This is a genomic window from Roseovarius sp., assembly GCF_040219995.1.
In the GTDB taxonomy this organism is placed as follows: domain Bacteria; phylum Pseudomonadota; class Alphaproteobacteria; order Rhodobacterales; family Rhodobacteraceae; genus Roseovarius.
In genome coordinates this window covers 1-17,679 of record NZ_JAVJUC010000039.1, presented here as the reverse complement: position 1 = coordinate 17,679, position 17,679 = coordinate 1, and the positions used below count along the sequence as shown (strand labels likewise).

General features: G+C 66.0%; 17 protein-coding genes and 1 pseudogene. 10 read left to right on the top strand and 8 right to left on the bottom strand.

The window, feature by feature from the left end; translation table 11 throughout:
• Window positions 1–185: 185 nt before the first annotated feature.
• Window positions 186–773: a glutathione S-transferase family protein gene (locus RID11_RS15725; protein WP_350140863.1), complete on the top strand. Its 588-nt coding sequence runs from the start codon at window positions 186–188 to the stop codon at window positions 771–773.
• Here RID11_RS15725 and RID11_RS15720 read toward each other — a convergent pair.
• Together RID11_RS15720 and RID11_RS15715 are read right to left on the bottom strand one after the other, a co-directional pair.
• Window positions 749–1,924, bottom strand: coding sequence for a TIGR03862 family flavoprotein (locus RID11_RS15720; protein ID WP_350140861.1), 1,176 nt, complete (start codon window positions 1,922–1,924; stop codon window positions 749–751). The genes RID11_RS15725 and RID11_RS15720 overlap by 25 nt on opposite strands.
• Entirely contained in the window at window positions 1,921–3,240 is a 1,320-nt protein-coding gene (locus RID11_RS15715) for a mechanosensitive ion channel family protein (RefSeq protein ID WP_350140859.1), read from the bottom strand. The genes RID11_RS15720 and RID11_RS15715 overlap by 4 nt, the downstream gene beginning before the upstream one ends.
• A 71-nt stretch (window positions 3,241–3,311) precedes the next feature.
• Between RID11_RS15715 and RID11_RS15710 the strand changes: the two genes are divergently transcribed.
• Entirely contained in the window at window positions 3,312–3,608 is a 297-nt protein-coding gene (locus RID11_RS15710; RefSeq protein ID WP_502949362.1) for an HNH endonuclease, read from the top strand.
• A 6-nt stretch (window positions 3,609–3,614) separates the two neighbouring features.
• On the opposite strand, the gene RID11_RS15705 is transcribed toward RID11_RS15710, so the two are convergent.
• From RID11_RS15705 to RID11_RS15690, 4 genes are all read right to left on the bottom strand, one after another.
• The gene (locus RID11_RS15705) at window positions 3,615–4,196 is read right to left on the bottom strand and encodes a hypothetical protein (RefSeq protein ID WP_502949361.1); all 582 of its coding nucleotides are present in this window, start codon (window positions 4,194–4,196) and stop codon (window positions 3,615–3,617) included.
• Window positions 4,197–4,277: 81 nt separating this feature from the next.
• A complete protein-coding gene (locus RID11_RS15700; protein WP_350140855.1) occupies window positions 4,278–5,678 on the bottom strand; it encodes a selenium-binding protein SBP56-related protein in 1,401 nt (466 codons plus the stop codon).
• 108 nt (window positions 5,679–5,786) lie between these two features.
• A complete protein-coding gene (locus tag RID11_RS15695; protein ID WP_350140853.1) occupies window positions 5,787–6,404 on the bottom strand; it encodes an enoyl-CoA hydratase/isomerase family protein in 618 nt (205 codons plus the stop codon).
• On the bottom strand, window positions 6,401–7,150 hold the full coding sequence (locus RID11_RS15690) for an SDR family oxidoreductase (protein WP_350140850.1): 750 nt from the start codon (window positions 7,148–7,150) through the stop codon (window positions 6,401–6,403). Before RID11_RS15690 ends, RID11_RS15695 begins: the two co-directional genes overlap by 4 nt.
• A 138-nt stretch (window positions 7,151–7,288) precedes the next feature.
• Between RID11_RS15690 and RID11_RS15685 the strand changes: the two genes are divergently transcribed.
• Entirely contained in the window at window positions 7,289–8,809 is a 1,521-nt protein-coding gene (locus RID11_RS15685) for a DUF2125 domain-containing protein (protein ID WP_350140848.1), read from the top strand.
• 11 nt (window positions 8,810–8,820) lie between these two features.
• Here RID11_RS15685 and RID11_RS15680 read toward each other — a convergent pair whose 3' ends face one another.
• The gene (locus RID11_RS15680; RefSeq protein ID WP_350140846.1) at window positions 8,821–10,014 is read right to left on the bottom strand and encodes an MFS transporter; all 1,194 of its coding nucleotides are present in this window, start codon (window positions 10,012–10,014) and stop codon (window positions 8,821–8,823) included.
• A 179-nt stretch (window positions 10,015–10,193) separates the two neighbouring features.
• Between RID11_RS15680 and RID11_RS15675 the strand changes: the two genes are divergently transcribed.
• The 3 genes from RID11_RS15675 (at window position 10,194) to RID11_RS15665 (ending at window position 13,306) form a co-directional block, all read left to right on the top strand.
• A complete protein-coding gene (locus tag RID11_RS15675; protein ID WP_350140844.1) occupies window positions 10,194–11,540 on the top strand; it encodes a TldD/PmbA family protein in 1,347 nt (448 codons plus the stop codon).
• Complete coding sequence (locus RID11_RS15670) at window positions 11,527–12,306, top strand: inositol monophosphatase family protein (protein WP_350140842.1); 780 nt, start codon at window positions 11,527–11,529, stop codon at window positions 12,304–12,306. Before RID11_RS15675 ends, RID11_RS15670 begins: the two co-directional genes overlap by 14 nt.
• A 79-nt stretch (window positions 12,307–12,385) precedes the next feature.
• Window positions 12,386–13,306 (top strand): DMT family transporter, encoded by a 921-nt coding sequence (locus RID11_RS15665; protein WP_350140840.1) that lies wholly within the window; start codon window positions 12,386–12,388, stop codon window positions 13,304–13,306.
• On the opposite strand, the gene RID11_RS15660 is transcribed toward RID11_RS15665, so the two are convergent.
• Window positions 13,245–14,123, bottom strand: coding sequence for a putative rhamnosyl transferase (locus RID11_RS15660; RefSeq protein ID WP_350140838.1), 879 nt, complete (start codon window positions 14,121–14,123; stop codon window positions 13,245–13,247). The two genes, RID11_RS15665 and RID11_RS15660, sit on opposite strands and share 62 nt — an antisense overlap.
• A 288-nt stretch (window positions 14,124–14,411) precedes the next feature.
• Between RID11_RS15660 and rpsL the strand changes: the two genes are divergently transcribed.
• From rpsL to RID11_RS15640, 4 genes and pseudogenes are all read left to right on the top strand, one after another.
• The gene (gene rpsL / locus RID11_RS15655) at window positions 14,412–14,783 is read left to right on the top strand and encodes a 30S ribosomal protein S12 (RefSeq protein WP_350141014.1); all 372 of its coding nucleotides are present in this window, start codon (window positions 14,412–14,414) and stop codon (window positions 14,781–14,783) included.
• 63 nt (window positions 14,784–14,846) lie between these two features.
• The gene (rpsG, locus tag RID11_RS15650) at window positions 14,847–15,317 is read left to right on the top strand and encodes a 30S ribosomal protein S7 (RefSeq protein ID WP_074785967.1); all 471 of its coding nucleotides are present in this window, start codon (window positions 14,847–14,849) and stop codon (window positions 15,315–15,317) included.
• 21 nt (window positions 15,318–15,338) lie between these two features.
• Window positions 15,339–17,461: pseudogene (fusA, locus tag RID11_RS15645) on the top strand (elongation factor G).
• An 85-nt stretch (window positions 17,462–17,546) separates the two neighbouring features.
• The coding region (locus tag RID11_RS15640) for a GTP-binding protein (protein WP_350141012.1) at window positions 17,547–17,679 on the top strand (133 nt) is incomplete at its 3' end.

Sequence of the window (17,679 nt, the reverse complement as noted above, 5' to 3'; positions counted from 1 at the left end):
CGCCCCGGAAAGGTTGCAGCGCCCACCCGCGGTCGGGCACCGCGCGGCTCATCTCGGAAACGTCAACGGCAGCTCCAGGCCCTTCACGCCCCTGCGAAGGCGTCGCATGACCCGTCCTGCCGCCGTTGCCTTCGCCTGCTCTTTGCGCAATGCTGCCGCAACACCAACCGAACGGGGACCGTTCCATGTATGACGTTATCGGATCGCGGGCCAGCCGGGCCTTTCGGGTGCTCTGGCTGCTGGAGGAAATGGGCATCGAGTACAATCACCTGCCCGTCGCGCCGCGCTCGGCGGAGGCGCTGGCGGTGAACCCGTCGGGCAAGATTCCGGCGCTGCGGGAGGGCGAGCATGTGCTCACCGATTCCAGTGCGATCATGACCTATCTCGCCGACAAGCATGGCCGGATGACGCATCCCGCCGGTACGCCTGCGCGGGCGCGGCAGGATGCGCTGACGCATCAGATCCTCGATGAGGTCGATGCGGTTCTGTGGACGGCGGCGCGGCATTCCTTCGTGCTGCCCGAGGAGCACCGGGTGCCCGCTGTCAAGGAGTCGCTCAAGTGGGAATATGCGCGCAATGTCAACGGGCTGGAGGCGGCACTCACGGGGCCGTTCCTGCAGGGCGAGACCATGACCATCGCTGATATCCTGCTGGCGCATTGCCTGATGTGGGCGGGCAAGGCGGGCTTTCCGGACCCGCCTGCGCGGCTGGCCGGGTATCTTGAGGCGATGATGGCGCGGCCCGGGTTTCAGCGGGCGGCGGCGCTGCCCTGAGCGTAGGCCGCCGCGTGGCGGCCGGCCCAGAGGCCGGTGGCGAGGCAGGCGGTCAGCAGGTAGCCGCCGGTGGGGGCCTCCCAGTCGAGCATTTCACCGGCGGCGAAGGTGCCGGGGCGGGTGTGCAGCATCAGGCCGGCGGTCAGGGCGCTGAGGCGTAGGCCGCCTGCTGTGGAGATGGCCTCGTCCATCGGGCGGGGGCCGAGGAGGGGGACGGGCAGCGCCTTGAGCGTGGCGGGCAGGTCGGGCGTGGTGCGGGCGAATTCCATCACCAGCGCGCATTTCGCCGGGTCGAGGTTGAGGGCCTTGCGCAGGCGGTTTTTCAGGCTGTCGCGGGGGCGTGCCTTGGCCAGTCTTGCGGCGATTTGGGTGGCTGAGAGGTCGGGTGCGAGGTCGAGCGTGAGCGGGGCGCCGTCGCGCAGGGCGGCGCTGATTTCGTAGAGGCCGCCGCCCTCGAGCCCGCTGGCGGAGAGGACGAATTCGCCGCGCGAGCGGGTGGTGTCGGCGTGGAGTTCGATGCCTTTGACGGGTTGGCCGAAATGCGGGGTCATGTGGGCTGACCAGTCCACCAGAAAGCCCATGTTGGCGGGGCGGAAGGGGGCGAGGGTTTCGGGGGCGAGATGCGCCGCCCATGCGCCATCCGAGCCGAGCCGCGCCCAGCTTGCGCCGCCGCAGGCGAGCACGGTGACGGTGGGGCGCAGGCGCTGTGGTCCGTCGGGCGTGTCGAAGAGGACGGTATCGCCATCCCATCCGGTCCAGCGCCAGCGGGTGCGGGTCTCGACCCCCAAGCTGTGCAATTCGGCCAGCATGCTGCGCAGGAGCGGCGAGGCTTTCATGACGGTTGGAAAAACCCGGCCGGTGGAGCCGGTGAAGAGCGTTTGGTCGTGCTCGCGCGCCCAGTCCTGCACCGCCTCTGGCCCGAAGGCGGTGAGCATCGGGCGCAGGGCCTCGGCGCGGGTGCCATAGGCGGCGAGGAAGGTTTCGAACGGTTCGGATTTGGTGAGGTTGAGCCCGGATTTGCCCGCCATCAGGAATTTGCGGGCGACCGAGGGCTTGGCCTCGGCCAGCGTCACGCGACGCCCGGCACGTGCGAGTTCCCGCGCGGCCATGAGGCCCGCAGGCCCGGCCCCTATGACGAGCGCGTCGGTCATGCGGCGGGCGGCAGCCCGACATGATGCAGCACGCGCTGCGGGAAGGGGATGTCGATGCCCTCGGCCTTGAGCGCGTTCCAGATCGCGAAGAGCACGTCGGATTGATACTTTCCGGTGACGTCCTCGATCCCCTCGACCCAGTATTCGATCGAGAAGTCCACGCCGCTGTCGGCGAAGGCCTTGAGCTCGCATTCCGGCGCGCGGGCACCTTCGGTGAGGACGAAATCGAGCGCTGCGACTGCGGGTTCGATCAGGGCGGGGATGCGGTTGATATCGGTGTCGTAGCTGACCGAGAAATCGGCCTCGTAGCGGTGTTGCGCGCCGGCGTCGGAGAGGTTGACGACGCGCGAGGTGATGAAATCCTCGTTCGGGACCACGATCCAGCGGCCATCGGGGGTCTCGAGGATGGCAGCGCGGGCGGTCATCTTGAAGATGGTGCCCTCGGAGCCGTCATCGAGCACGACATAGTCGCCCACGGTGGTCTGGCCTTCGAGCAGAAGGATCACGCCGGAGACGAAATTTGCGGCGATCTGTTGCAGCCCGAGGCCGATGCCGACGCCGAGCGCGCCGCCGAGGACGGCGATGGCGGTGAGGTCAATGCCCATGATCGACATCAGGAGCAGGAAGGCCGCGCCGAATATGGCGATCTGGCTGGCCTTCATCGCCAGTTCGCGGGTGGCGGGGCGCAGGTCTTCCTGACGGCGGATGAAGTCCTCGGACTGGCTGTTGGACCAGCGGCCAAGCCAGAACAAGAGCGCGCCTGAGACCGCGCCACGGATGAGCGACAGGGCCGAGAAGCTGATATTGCCGAGATCGACCGAGATCGCGGCGAGCCGGTCATTGGCGAGCCCCAGAAGATCGAAAAGGTAGAGCAGCGCGACGGGCATGAGTACGAAGCGCCCGAGCACCTTGAGGAACGGGTCGGTCAGGATGTCGCGCACGAAGAGGCGGGCGGCGAGGACCATGAAGAGCCGCTTGCCGAAGGCGATCACGTCGCCGGAGCCGAAGATGGAGCGCGTCACGCTCTCGCCCATGCCGGTGAGGCCATAGGCCAGAAGCGGCATCAGGAGCGGCAGGAACATCAGCACGAAGCGGCGGCCTGAGGCGATCGGCCCCTCCTGTCCGGCGGCGGGGGTCAGCAGGCGGGTGAGCATGGGGCGTATCCGCCCGGTGATCAGCACTGCCAACAGCCAGGCCACCACCAAGAGCCCGAATTGTGACCAAGCCGCCGGGCTGAGCAGCCAGACCTTGGCCATGTCCCAGCCCTGCAGACCGTAGCCGATGGCCGTCTGCACGATCTGCGGTTGCACCTCCATCACACACCCCTTGTCATCTTGACCCTTTGTGCCAGTCTCTTGCCCGCACTGTCCGAAAGGATCAAGACAAACTGACCGAGGACCCGATTTGCCCGCTCTGCCTGCGGCCGATTCCGCCCGGTGCCCGGCAGAGCCTGCATCACCTTGTGCCCAAGCTGAAGGGCGGCAAGGGCGGGCCGGTCGTGCGCCTGCACCAGATCTGTCACAACGAGATACATGCGACGCTGACGGAGGCGGAACTGGCGCGGGAGTACTGCACGGTCGAGGCGCTGCGGGCGCATCCGCGTCTGGCGAAGTTCATCGCATGGGTGGGGCGGCGCCCGCCGGAGTTTCATTCGAAAACGCCGGGGCCGAGGCGGAAGCGGTGAGGGACGTCAGTGCACGTGCCAGAGCGACAGCCCGCCGACGAGGATCAGGCTGAGCGCCCAGACGAGATCGAGGTTGAACCAGCTTTTCGACAGGAACTTCAGGCCGAGCCAGCGGTAGACGCCATAGGCGAGCGCGCCGCCCGAGAGCATCATTGCGGCTGTGTGCAGCAGCGCCACGGCGGCGGCGATGGTGACGTTGCCGCCGATCAGCGTGTCGGCGGCGGCGTGGCCGGTGTCGGTGTCGACGGTGCCGCAGATGCCCAGATAAATGGGCACCAGCATCAGCCCCGCGCCATGCGCCATTGCCGCGAGAAACGACCAGAGCGCCAGCCGCGACGGCGGCACACGGGCCAGAAACCGGGGATGCCTGCGATTGATCAGCAGGTAGAGGCCGAGGCCGATCACGAGGCAGGCCGCACCGATCTGGATTTCGCGCTGCCATGCCGCGAGGGTCATCAGCGCAGAGAACGGAAAGAGGATCGCGGCCATGGCAAGCAGGTGCCCGCCCGCCAGCGCCAGCAATGCCATCCACAGGCTGCCGCGCTTGCGTTCCATCAGCGCGGCGGAGACCGCGAGCGGCCAGCCCATGCCGGGATTGACCCCGTGATAGATGCCCGAGGCGACGACGGCCCACCACAGGGCCGCCGTGCTATTGAGATCGGCCACGCCTTAGACGGAAGGGTAGCAGAAACTGTCGGTGGAACAGTCGCCGCCTTCGAGCCGGATCTGGTGGGCGCGGTAGCCCTTGGGGAAGTCCACGAAGAAATCGGGGTCGAGAGTGAGACCGCCCTCGTCGCCGACATTGGCCATCACCATCTGGCCGCCCTCGTCCTCGGGATAGAACTGATCGTCCCATGTGGAATAGAGCGAGTTGGTCCAGTAGACGCGCTTGCCGTCGCGGCTGATCTCGACCATCTGCGGGCCGTAGGCGAAGGCCTTGCCGTTGGGATGCGCGGTGCCGCGGGCGATGCCGCCAAGCTCGACCTTGCCCGCAAGCACCGGCTTCATCGGGTCGGAGACATCGTATTGGTGCATCTCGCCGGTGCCCCAACAGGCGACGTAGAGGTATTTGTCGTCAAGGCTGAGGTCGATATCGGTGACCAGCGGCGGCACCGCCTCGAACCCCTTGAGCAATTCGGGCAGGTCATCGGCGGCGGCGGGGCGCGGCGGGATGGTGACGGTTTTCTTGGCATCAAAACTGCCGTCGTCGTTGCGCCACCATGTCCAGATCGAGCCTTCGAGATTGGTGGTGTCGACCACCACGCCGCAAAAGCCGTAATCCTTGGCCGGGTCATGCGCGGGTCGGATTTCGAGCGCCATCTGGTGGTTTTCGCCAAGGTCGATGGTCTGCACGTTCTTGCGCGCGCGCAGGTCCCAGAAATGGATGGAATGGCCATATTTGTTGCTGAGCAGGTCCTCGGCCACGATGCCGTTCTCGAATTGCGGCGGCAGGCCCCATTCGGAACTGACCATGTAGTTGCGCGGCAGGTTCCACCAGAAATCGTAATGCTTGTCCTGCGCGCCGCGATCCATCTCGTAGCGGCCAAGGATCTCGAAGGTCTCGCAATCCATGATGAAGATGCCGGGCGGGCCGTCGGTGCCGTCCTTGCCGCCGCCGCCCAAGGTGCTGACATAGATGCCCTCGGGGCCGCAATGGATGGTGTGCGGGCGCGAATAGCCGGTCTTGGCGAAGACCTCTTCGGGTTCGATGATCTTGTGGATCTTCGCCTTGAGCGGTTCCTTGACGTCGATGATGTAGATGCGGCTGGAGCGGATGCCGGGGATGATCAGGTAGCGCCGTTCAAGGAAGGCGTGACCGGAGAGCGGGCTGAGCGACGAGGAACAGGCGTTCCAGCCGAAATGGTGAAACTCGTCGCCGGTGTTGGGCATGATCACCTGATGGACGATCTGGCCGTAGGTCTTGGACTTGGGGTCAACGTCCACCACGGCGAGGCCGTCGGGCTGGCTGCCATCGGGGCTGAGCATCAGGGTGAAGGCGAGCTTTTCCGCCGGGGCCTCCATCGCGAGTTTGGGTGTGGCGTGAAATGTCGGGTCTGGCCGCAGGTTCATTGTTCAATCCTCCCTGAAATACGCGCCTGTCCTCCGCATCAGGCGCAGCTTACCCTGTCACGGAATATCCGATGCGGCAAACCTTTTGGCGCGCGGTGGGGCGCGCGGTCAGGGACGGCAGAGGGCCTTGATCCCCGCGACATGGGCGGGGTCGGCGGCGAGCGCGTCGGTGGCGAGGACGCGGGCGGTGTCGAGCACGGTCTCGCTGTCCGGGGTGATCCGGTCGAAGAGACCCCATGCCAGTGCTGTTTCGGTGTCGATCTTTTGTCCCGCCAAGAGAATCATCCGGGCGCGGGCCGGGCCGATCAGAGCGGTCAGGCGGGCGGGGTCGCTGGGCTGCGGCAGAAAACCGAGTTTCATCACCGGGTAGAAGGCCCCGGCCCCCGGCACGGCGACGCGGATATCGCAGGCCAGCACCATGCCCATCGCGCCGCCTGCCACCGTGCCGTTGAGCGCGGCGATGCTGAGGCCGGGAAAGGTGGCGATGGCGGTTGAGAGCCGTTCCCAGACCGGGCTGGTAGCCAGCCCTGCGCGCGCGGCCTCGAGATCGGCCCCGGCGGAGAACACCTTGCCCGCGCCGGTGAGGATGAAGACCTGTGCCTCAGATGCTGCGGCCTCGGCGATGTCGGCAAGCTCCGACAGCATCGCCTCGGTGAGCGCATTGGCCTTGTCGGGGCGGTCGAGCGTGGCGGTCCAGAGCGCGCCGTCCTTGTCGAGCCGGATCATGCGAGGCCGATCCGGCGGCGGATATCCTCGTCGCGCAGGGAAATTTCCTGGCCCACGAACTCATCCGCCTCGGCGCTGCACATCCACAGCAGGGCCTTGGCGGGCCAGTCGGCAGGGATGTGGTCGGACCAGTCGAGCGCGCTGACGGGGTTGACGCCGCTGGCCTTGATCTCGCGCTGCATGTCGGTGGCCACCGTGCCGGGCGAGAGGCCCATGACCCGCAGCCCCGCGCCCCGCGCCTCGTGATCGGCGCAGCGGGTGAGCATCGCCGCCCCGGCCTTGGAGGTGCAATAGGCGCTCCAACCCTCAAGCGGGTTATGCGCCGCGCCGGAGCTGACGGTGAGGATGGTGCCGGAGCGGCGTTCGATCATGCCGGGCAGGGCGGCGTGCATGCCGTTGAAGACGCCCTTGAGGTTGATGTCGATGGCATGCGCCCAGGCGCCGGGGTCGACCTCGGACAGCCCGGCGATGGGTTCGATCACGCCGGCGTTGTTGATCAGCACGTCAAGCTGACCGAAGGCGGTGTGGCAGGCCGCGACCGCGGCCTCCATTTCCCAGTAGCGGCTGACGTCGCAGGGGATGGCGATGGCGCTGGGCCCGATTTCGCCAGCGAGATCGGCGATGGCGTCGCGATTGCGCGCCACCAGCGCGACATTGGCCCCCGCCTCGGCGAAGACCTTTGCTGCGGCGGCGCCGATGCCCTTGCTCGCGCCGGTGATCAGAACGCATTTGCCTTGCATTGTCATGGCTTGCCCCCTTTGGCCCTGTGATACGGGGTCTTGCATAGCGGGGCGTGCGGCGAAGTTCCAGTGACATCCTCCCTTGACCCCGCGCGCCCGAGGCCCGAAGTTATCGGCAACCCGTTTTTGAAAAAGGTGCCTTGCATGTCTTATCTTCGCCCGCTGGCCGCGTCGGCCCTTGTCCTCGGTTTCAGCGGCACCGCCGCGCTGGCCGATCTCACCGCCGATCAGGTCTGGCAGGACTGGAAAACCTACCTGGAGGAGTTCGGCTATCAGGTCACCAGCGACGAAAGCCGGTCCGGTGACACGCTGACGATCCGCGATCTGGCGATGGAGTTGTCGCTGCCCGAAGCCGAAGGCGCGGTGTCGATGCGTCTGGGGCAGATGGAACTCGTCGAGAATGGTGACGGCACCGTGACGGTGGTTCTGCCCGAGACGATGCCGATCGCGATTGCCGCCTCGGATGACGAGGCGCAGCAGGTGACGGCGACGATGGAGATGACACATCAGGGGCTGGAGATGGTCGTCTCTGGCAGCGCCGAGGCGATGGAGTACAGCTATGATGCCGATGCGCTGACCATGGCGCTGACCGATATTCAGGCCGGTGAGGAAACGCCCGAAATTCGCGCCGCGCAGGTCCGTCTCGAGAATCTCAGCGGCACAAGCCGGACCGCGATTGGCGAGGTGACGCGTGCGGTTCAGCAGAACATGACTGCGGGCCCGGTGACATATGATCTGGATTTCACCGATCCGACCGAGGGCGGCACGCTGGTGTTTTCCGGCTCGCTGGCCAATGCGACGTTCGCAGGGACCGGGGCGATCCCCGAAACGTTTGATTCCAACGATATCGCCGCCGCGCTGCGCGACGGGTTCCGGTTCGACAGCCGGATGGAATATGAGACCGGCAGCACCGTCTATCGGTTTGAGGATGATGGCGATGTGCTGGAGGGGGCCAACAGTTCCGACAGTGGCACTATCACGAGTTCCATCGGCCCGGATGGTCTGCGCTATGGCGGCGCGGGCGAGGGTGTGACGATCGCGATCAGTTCCAGCGACATGCCGTTCCCGGTTGATCTGAGCATGGCGCGGATGGGGTTTGATATCGCAATGCCGGTGATCGAGAGCGAGACCATGCAGGATTATGCGGTCGGGATGGAACTGGCCGAGTTCACCATGCCCGACCAACTGTGGTCGCTGTTCGATCCCGGCGCGCAGTTGCCGCGTGATCCGGCGTCGCTCAAGCTTGACCTGTCCGGCAAGGGACGGCTGTTCGTCGACCTGTTCGACCCTGAGCAGATGGCGAAGATCGATAGCAGTGAGGACGCGCCGGGTGAGGTCGAGAGCCTGACCCTGCACGATCTGACGCTTGATGTGGCGGGGGCGACGCTGACCGGCGAGGGGGCGTTTACCTTTGATCAGACCGACACCGAGAGCTTTGGCGGCGCACCGGCGCCCGAGGGCGCGCTTGATCTGCGCCTCGTGGGCGGCAATGGCCTGTTGGACAAGCTGATCGCCATGGGCCTCGTGCCGCAGGATCAGGCCACCGGCGTGCGCATGATGATGGGGCTGTTCGCGCGGCCAGGTCCGGGCGAGGATGAGCTGGTTTCCAAGATCGAAGTGACCGAGGACGGGCAGGTTCTGGCCAACGGGCAGCGGATCAAGTAAGCCGCGCGGGCTCAGGCCGGGTCCAGATCCTCCAGCATCGCCGCGCGTTCCCGGATGCGCGGCGGCTGCAAGACCAGCGTCAATGCGCCCGGCAGGCTTGCTGCCGCGAGGAACATCATCTGCGCGCCGAATGCATCGGCGGCGGCACCGGCGAGGGCGGGGCCGATCATGCTGCCGCCTGCGGTGGCGAGCAGGGCGGCGGTGAAGCTGAGCGAGGGCAGCGCGGGGAAGAGCCGTTCCGACCATGACGCCAGCACCGCACTGACCATCATCACGTGCAGCCCTTGCAGCCCCGCCGACAGGACCAGCCCGGCCGATGTGCCGGGGATCAGCGCCACCAGCGCGAGCGAGCCTGCCCCGGCGAGCATCAGCCCGCGCAGGAGGGTGGCCAGCCCGATGGCGGTTTTGATCCGGGCAGTGGCGAGCCCGGCCAGACCGCAGAGCCCGTAGATCACGAAGACCAGTCCGGGGGTGGCCGAGGCGGGCAGGCCGAGGCTGCCGCCCGCGGCCCGGAGGTGGTCAGGGGCAAAGGAGATGTAGATCGCCGAGGTGCTGCCATAGACGAAGGCCACGGCAAAGAGCGGCAGGGCGGCGGTGTGGCACAGCTCGTCCCATGCCGTGCGAGGCCGGGGCGCGCCGCCAGGCTCGACATCGCGCAGTGCAGCCCAGTTGGCCGCGAGGGCGATCAGGCTGGCCACGGAAAAACCGGCCCAGCAGGCCCGCCACGAGAGATCCGTGGCGATCAGCCCGAGGGCGGCGAGCCCGGCGAGGGCCACCCCGAGGCTGGTGCCGGTGCTGATTTCGGTGAGGGCCGTGGGCCGGTCGAAATCGCGGATCTTGCGGTGCACGGCGTCATTGAAGGGCGTCCAGGCAAAGCCCGCGCTCGACCCCGCCAGAAAGACGCCGAGTGCGAGCGTGGGCACGGTTTGGGCGAGAGCCACAAGGGCGGTGCCGGTCGCCGCGGCAAGGAGACCCAAGGCCACCGGCGCGCGTGGCCCCGCGCGCCCGAGCATGGCTTGTGCAAGCACGAGGGCCACGAAGAAGCCGAAGAACCCAAGGCCCGAGACGAGCCCGACGGTGGTGTCGGACATCGCGAATGTCGCCTTGAATTCGGGCACGAAGAGGCCGAAACCCATGCGCCCGGGGCCGAAGCTGATCGCGGTTGCGGCAAAACCGGCGGCGGACAGGCTCTGGAACGTGGTCATGGTGGCCCCTTGCTGCGCGTGTTGAACTGTGTCCCCGCGCGCCCCGACGGGGAAGCTTCTGATGTGTGGCCCCGGCGGAATATCTGCAAGGGCCGGGCCGGGGCGCGGCTTTTCACGTGGCATGGCCTTGCACCATGGGCCGGGCCGGTCTACCTCAGTGCGGCATTCAGGAGACGCCCATGCCCCAATCGCTCGATGATCTGTCCCATGCCCTGATCGGTGCCGCGCTGAACGCGGGGGCGCAGGCGGCGGATGCCATCGCGATCCGGGGGCAGTCGGTGATCGTCGACATGCGCGGCGGCACGCTGGAGCAGGCGGAGCGCGCCGAGGGCACCGATATCGGGCTGCGCGTGCTGATCGGCGGGCGGCAGGCCAATGTCTCGGCCTCGGACACACGGCCTGAGACGATAGAGGCGCTGGCGACCCGCGCGGTGGCGATGGCGCGCGAGGCGCCCGAGGACCCCTATGCCGGGCTGGCCGCGCCGGAAGAGTTGGCGCGCGACTGGGATCTGGCGGCGCTGGAACTCTGCGACCCGGCGGCGGAGCCCGCGCCCGATGCGCTAATGCAGATGGCGCAGGAGGCGGAGGCGGCGGCGCTGCGCGTGGCGGGCGTGAGCCAGGTGCAATCGGCGAGCGCCGCCTATTCGCACAATGCCGCGCATATCGCGGCGAGCAACGGGTTTTCGGGCGGCTATGCGCGCACCGACACGAGCCTGTCCTGCGTGGCCATTGGCGGAACCGGGGCGGGGATGGAGCGCGATTACGATGCCGACAGCCGGGTCTTTGCCAGCGACCTGCGCGGGGCCGGGGAGATCGGGCGCATCGCGGGGGAGCGCACCGTCGAGCGGTTGAATGCGCGTCGCCCGCGCACCGGGGCCTATCCGGTGCTCTTCGATGAGCGCGTCGCGTCCTCGCTGATCGGGCATCTGCTGGTGGCGGCAAGTGGGGCGTCGGTGGCGCGGGGCTCGTCCTGGCTGATGAACCGGCTGGGTGAGCAGGTGCTACCCGACGCGCTGTCGCTGTTGGAGGATCCGCACCGCCCGCGCGCCACCGGATCGCGGCCCTTTGACGCCGAGGGGCTGCCGACCGCGCCGCGTGCGATTGTCGAGAAGGGCAAGCTGATGGGCTGGACGCTCGATCTGGCGAATGCGCGCAAGCTGGGGATGCGCTCCACCGGCAATGCGTCGCGTGGGACATCCGCGCCGCCGTCGCCCTCGACGTGGAACGTGGCGCTGACGCAAGGCAGCCAGAGCCGCGATGATCTCATTCGCGAGATGGGCACGGGCCTCATGGTGACCTCGATGATCGGGGCCACGATCAACCCCAACACGGGCGATTATTCGCGCGGGGCTGCCGGGTTCTGGATCGAGAATGGCGAGATCGCCTATCCTGTCAATGAATGCACCATCGCGGGCAGTCTGCCCGAGATGCTGCGCAGCGTGATCCCCGCCAATGACGCGCGCCTGCATCTGAGCCGCGTGGTGCCGTCGCTTCTGGTCGAGGGGCTGACGCTTGCCGGCGAGTGATCTTTCCCTGCTGATCGAGGCCGCGCAGGAGGCGGCGGAGATCGCGACGCGCTATATCGGCGCGCCGCTCGATATCCGCGACAAGCCCGGCGGCGCGGGGCCGGTGACCGAGGCCGATCTGGCGGTCGATGCGGCGCTCAAGCAGATCCTGTGTGCGGCGCGGCCCGACTATGGCTGGCTGTCGGAGGAAACCGAGGACGACGCCGCGCGGCTGGACGCGGAGCGGGTGTTCATCATCGACCCCATCGACGGCACCCGCAGTTTCATCGAGGGCAATGATATCTGGGCGCATTCCATCGCCGTGGCGGAGCGCGGCGTGGTGACGGCGGCGGCGGTCTACCTGCCGATGCGCGACAAGCTCTATGCGGCGGGCGCGGGGCTGGGGGCGACGCTGAACGACGTGCCGATCCGGGCGACGACGCGGGCGGATCTGGGGGGCGCGTCGCTGCTCGCGGCGAACCCGGCCTTTGCGCCCGAGGTCTGGCGCGAGGGGCGCGCGCCGGAGGTGACGCGCGGCTTTCGCCCCTCCTTGGCCTATCGCCTGAGCCTTGTGGCGGAAGGGCGCTATGACGCGATGATGACGCTGCGCCCGACCTGGGAATGGGATATTGCGGCGGGCGATCTGATCCTGCGCGAGGCGGGGGCGGTGACGTCTGACCGGCGCGCGGCGGCGCTGCGGTTCAACAACCCGGTGCCGCGCCTTGACGGGGTGCTGGCGGCCAATCCGGCGCTGCACGGCGCGCTGCATGCAGCGCTTGCCGACTGATCCCCCTCTGATCCCCCCTTGCACCCGGACGCGATCCGCGTCTAATGCGCGGGACTTATGATCAAAAAACAGGCAGACCATGCCCCGTTCCGACAACCTGACCGGCGCGCTCCTGATGATGGGGTCGATGGCGGCGTTCACGATAAACGATGCGATGATCAAGGGCCTGTCGGGGCAGGTGCCGCTGTTTCAGGTGATGTTCCTGCGCGGGGTGGGGACGACCGTGCTGGTGGCGGTGATCGCCTGGCGGATGGGATCGCTGACGAAGCACCTGCCGCGCGAGGACCTGTGGCCAGTGTTCTGGCGCATGGTGGGCGAGATCGGATCCGCGTATTTCTTTGTCTCGGCGCTGTTCAACATGCCGATCGCCAATATCAGCGCGATCATGCAGGCGCTGCCGCTGACGATCACGCTGGCCGCGGCGCTGTTTTTCCGCGAGCCGGTGGGCTGGAAGCGGATGTCGGCGATTCTGGCGGGGTTTATCGGCGTGATGCTGATCGTGCGGCCCGGCACCGAGGGGTTCAACGTCTATTCGGTCTACGGGCTTGCGGCGGTGGCCTTTGTCACGCTGCGCGATCTGGCGACGCGCAAGCTGTCGCGCGATGTGCCCTCGATGCTGGTGACGCTGATCACGTCGTTTTTCATCACCACCTTCTTTGGCCTGGCGAGCCTGACCGGGGACTGGGCCGCCGTGGACGGGCGCGCCATGCTGCTGATCGGGGGCGCGGCGGTGATGATCATCGGCGGCTATCTGTTCTCGATCATGGTGATGCGGGTGGGCGAGATCGGCTTTGTCGCCCCGTTCCGCTATACCAGCCTGATCTGGGCGCTGATCCTGGGGTGGGTGGTGTTCGGCGACTGGCCGCAGACCGTCACGCTGATTGGGGCGGCGATTGTCGTGGCCTCGGGCCTCTTCACGCTCTACCGCGAGGCGCAGGTCAGCCGACGGGCACGGGCGGCGCAGAAAAGACAGCTTTCACTTGGTCCTCGTCCACGTTGAACTGACGCTTGAAGAAGGCGCGGTCGGTGTCGGTGAGGGGCTCGAGGCCGCGCGGCTCGAAATTGGCGCCCGAGTCGTTGTCGTCATGCTTGGAGCGCAGATACATCTTCGGTGCCGGGTTGGAGATCATCGGCATTTCCAGATGCAGCTTATGATGGCCGTAATTCATCACCGTGCGCGGATCACCGGGGCGAAAGAGAACAGCGAGACCGCAGGCCCAGAACGGCGACTGGACCTCTTCGGCACGGATGCCCTGATCCGAGAGCGCGACCGAGTAGCCGCGATTATACTCAAACGCCACGTTGCGCCACTTTTTGCGCATGGTGCGGCTGGCCTTGGCGGACCAGCGCAGGCTGCGGGTGAAGCCGACGGCGACGGCATCGTCATCGTCGAGGCGGAACTGGATCGATTCCGTTGCGTCCTCGCCAAGTTCCTGCTTGATGGCAAGCTGCATGGCGCTGCGGTGGCGCATCGGCGGCTGTGCGACGATCCTGATCTGCGGCACGGCGGCGGTCAGGTCATGCAACCGGTCGCGATAAGGCTTTGGCAGGCTCTCGCCCACAACGATGAGAAAGGTGAAATCGGGGTTCTGCTGGGCGGCGATGGAGGGCAGGGTGAGGCATTCGAAATGTCGGAACCGCAACTCCATGCGCGCGGGATCGTAGAGATAGGCCTCGCGGTCCTCGATGCTGTCATGCATCCGCTTGAACCCGCCCTGCGCGGGGTAGGAGAACCGGCAAATTCCGATGACGCGCATGATGTCGGACACTCCGAACAGGGTGGGTTGGCGGCGTTTCGCCTGTGCGATACATCGCATTCACGCAGGCATTGCGCAAGCACCGGGCGGGCCTGTTGACAACCCCCGCGACTCCCCCTATACGCGCCCCATCCAAGGCAAAGGGGGCCGCCCCACCGCCTGTATCAGAACTGAAGTGGTCAAGATCCGGGCATGATGCCCCGATCCTCTGGAAACCCACCGCGTCGGACCCGGAATATGGGGTGCGATTGCGGTTTTTGCGTATTGCGGACGCGCAGTGTGCTTTTGATTAACCGCACGGGTCACCTCGTGCAGACACATGTGTTGAGAGACGGGGAAAAAACCGGAATGCCAACGATCCAACAGCTGATCCGCAAGCCGCGGCAGCCGAAAGTCAGAACCACCAAGTCACAGCACCTGCAGGGCTGCCCGCAGAAACGTGGCGTTTGCACGCGCGTCTATACCACGACGCCGAAGAAGCCGAACTCGGCCATGCGGAAGGTTGCCAAGGTGCGCCTGACCAACGGCTTCGAGGTCATCAGCTACATCCCCGGTGAAAGCCACAACCTTCAGGAGCACTCGGTTGTCCTGATCCGTGGCGGCCGTGTGAAAGACCTTCCCGGCGTGCGCTATCACATCCTGCGCGGCGTGCTCGACACGCAGGGCGTCAAGGACCGCAAACAGCGCCGCTCGAAATACGGGGCCAAGCGTCCGACATAAGGATTTCGGGCGTCCCGGCATCGGCCCGGGGCCTCGCCCGCAGAGGAACAAGAGGAATATCAGATGTCCCGTCGTCACGCCGCTGAAAAACGCGAAATTTTGCCCGACGCCAAGTATGGCGACCGGGTTCTGACCAAGTTCATGAACAACCTGATGGTGGACGGCAAGAAGTCCGCCGCAGAGAAAATCGTCTACAACGCGCTGGAGCGCGTCGAGAGCAAGATCAAGCGCGCGCCGGTGGAAGTGTTCCACGAGGCGCTCGACAACATCAAGCCCTCGGTCGAGGTGCGCTCGCGCCGTGTCGGCGGTGCCACCTATCAGGTGCCCGTCGAGGTTCGCCCCGAGCGCCGCGAAGCCCTGGCGATCCGCTGGCTGATCAACGCATCGCGCGCCCGCAACGAGAACACCATGGAAGAGCGTCTTGCCGGTGAACTGGTCGACGCTGTCCAGAGCCGCGGCTCGGCCGTGAAAAAGCGCGAAGACACCCACAAGATGGCAGACGCGAACAAAGCGTTCAGCCATTACCGCTGGTAAACCTTTAGAGGCATCTGAATCATGGCACGCGACTATCCGCTCGAACGCTATCGCAACTTTGGCATCATGGCCCATATCGATGCAGGCAAGACCACCTGCTCGGAACGGATCCTGTTCTATACCGGCAAATCCCACAACATCGGTGAGGTGCACGACGGTGCCGCCACCATGGACTGGATGGAGCAGGAGCAGGAACGCGGGATCACGATCACCTCGGCTGCGACCACGACGTTCTGGCAGTGGCAGGAGGACCCCACCAAGGAGGGGACCGACGACACCAAGTTCCGCATGAACATCATCGACACGCCCGGCCACGTCGATTTCACCATCGAGGTGGAGCGGTCGCTGGCCGTGCTCGACGGCGCGATCTGCGTGCTGGATGCCAATGCCGGTGTCGAGCCGCAGACCGAGACGGTGTGGCGTCAGGCCGACCGCTACAAGGTTCCGCGCATCGTCTTCGTCAACAAGATGGACAAGATCGGCGCCGATTTCTACAACTGCGTCAAGATGATCGAGGATCGCACCGGTGCCCGCGCCGTGCCGATCGCGCTGCCGATCGGGGCCGAGAACGAGCTTGAGGGCATCATCGACCTGGTGACCATGGAAGAGTGGACCTGGAAAGGTGAGGATCTGGCGCGTCCTGGACCCGTCAGCCGATCCGTGACGAGCTCAAGGACACCGCCGACGAATGGCGTGCCAAGCTCATCGAGAACGCCGTCGAAATGGACGACGACGCGATGATGGAGTACCTTGAAGGCAACGAGCCCGACATCCCCACCCTGCGCAGCCTGGTCCGCAAGGGCACGCTGTCGCTGACCTTCGTGCCGGTTCTGGGCGGCTCTGCCTTCAAGAACAAGGGCGTGCAGCCGCTGCTCAACGCCGTGGTCGATTACCTGCCGAGCCCGCTCGACGTGGTCGATTACATGGGCTTCAGCCCCGATGACGAGACCGAGACCCGCAACATTCCGCGCCGTGCGGATGACGCGATGCCGTTTTCGGGCCTCGCCTTCAAGATCATGAACGACCCGTTCGTGGGCTCGCTCACCTTCACGCGCATCTATTCGGGCGTGCTCAACAAGGGTGACACGGTCCAGAACTCGACCAAGGGCAAGAAAGAGCGCATCGGCCGGATGATGATGATGCACTCCAACAACCGCGAAGAGATCGACGAGGCGTTCGCCGGCGACATCATCGCGCTTGCCGGTCTCAAGGACACCACCACCGGGGACACGCTCTGTGATCCCAAGGCGCAGGTCGTTCTGGAAACCATGACCTTCCCCGATCCGGTGATCGAGATCGCGGTCGAGCCCAAGACCAAGGGTGACCAGGAGAAGATGTCGGCCGGTCTGGCGCGGCTTGCCGCCGAAGACCCGTCCTTCCGCGTCGAAACCGACATGGAGAGCGGCCAGACCATCATGAAGGGCATGGGCGAACTTCACCTTGATATTCTGGTGGATCGTCTCAAGCGCGAATTCAAGGTCGACGCCAATATCGGTGCGCCGCAGGTGGCCTATCGCGAAACCATCGGTCACGAGGTCGAGCATACCTACACCCACAAGAAACAGTCGGGTGGTTCGGGTCAGTTCGCCGAGGTCAAGATGATCATCTCGCCGACCGAGGCGGGCGAAGGCTTCAGCTTCGAGAGCCGTATCGTCGGTGGCTCGGTGCCCAAGGAATACATCCCGGGCGTCGAGAAGGGCATCCGCTCGGTCATGGATAGCGGTCCGCTCGCCGGCTTCCCGGTGATCGACTTCAAGGTGGCGCTGATCGACGGTAAATTCCACGACGTGGACTCGTCGGTGATGGCGTTCGAGATCGCAGGCCGGATGTGCATGCGTGAAGGTCTGCGCAAGGCCGGGGCCAAGCTGCTCGAGCCGATCATGAAGGTCGAGGTGGTCACGCCTGAGGAGTATACCGGCAACGTCATCGGCGATCTCACGTCGCGGCGCGGTCAGGTCTCGGGTCAGGAGCCGCGCGGCAACGCCATCGCGATCAATGCGAATGTGCCGCTCGCCAACATGTTCGGCTACATCAACACGCTGCGCTCGATGTCCTCGCGCCGCGCGCAGTTCACGATGCAGTTCTCGCATTACGATCCCGTGCCGCAGAACATCTCGGAAGAGATCCAGTCGAAATACGCATAACCGGGTGGCGGGGAGACCCCCGCCCTACCCAAACCGTAGGGTGGGTGCAAACCCACCATCCGCAACGAAAAAAGGAGCCACGACCATGGCAAAGGAAAAGTTTGACCGTTCGAAACCGCATGTGAACATCGGCACGATCGGGCATGTGGACCACGGCAAGACGACGCTGACGGCGGCGATCACGAAGTATTTCGGGGATTTCCGGGCCTATGACCAGA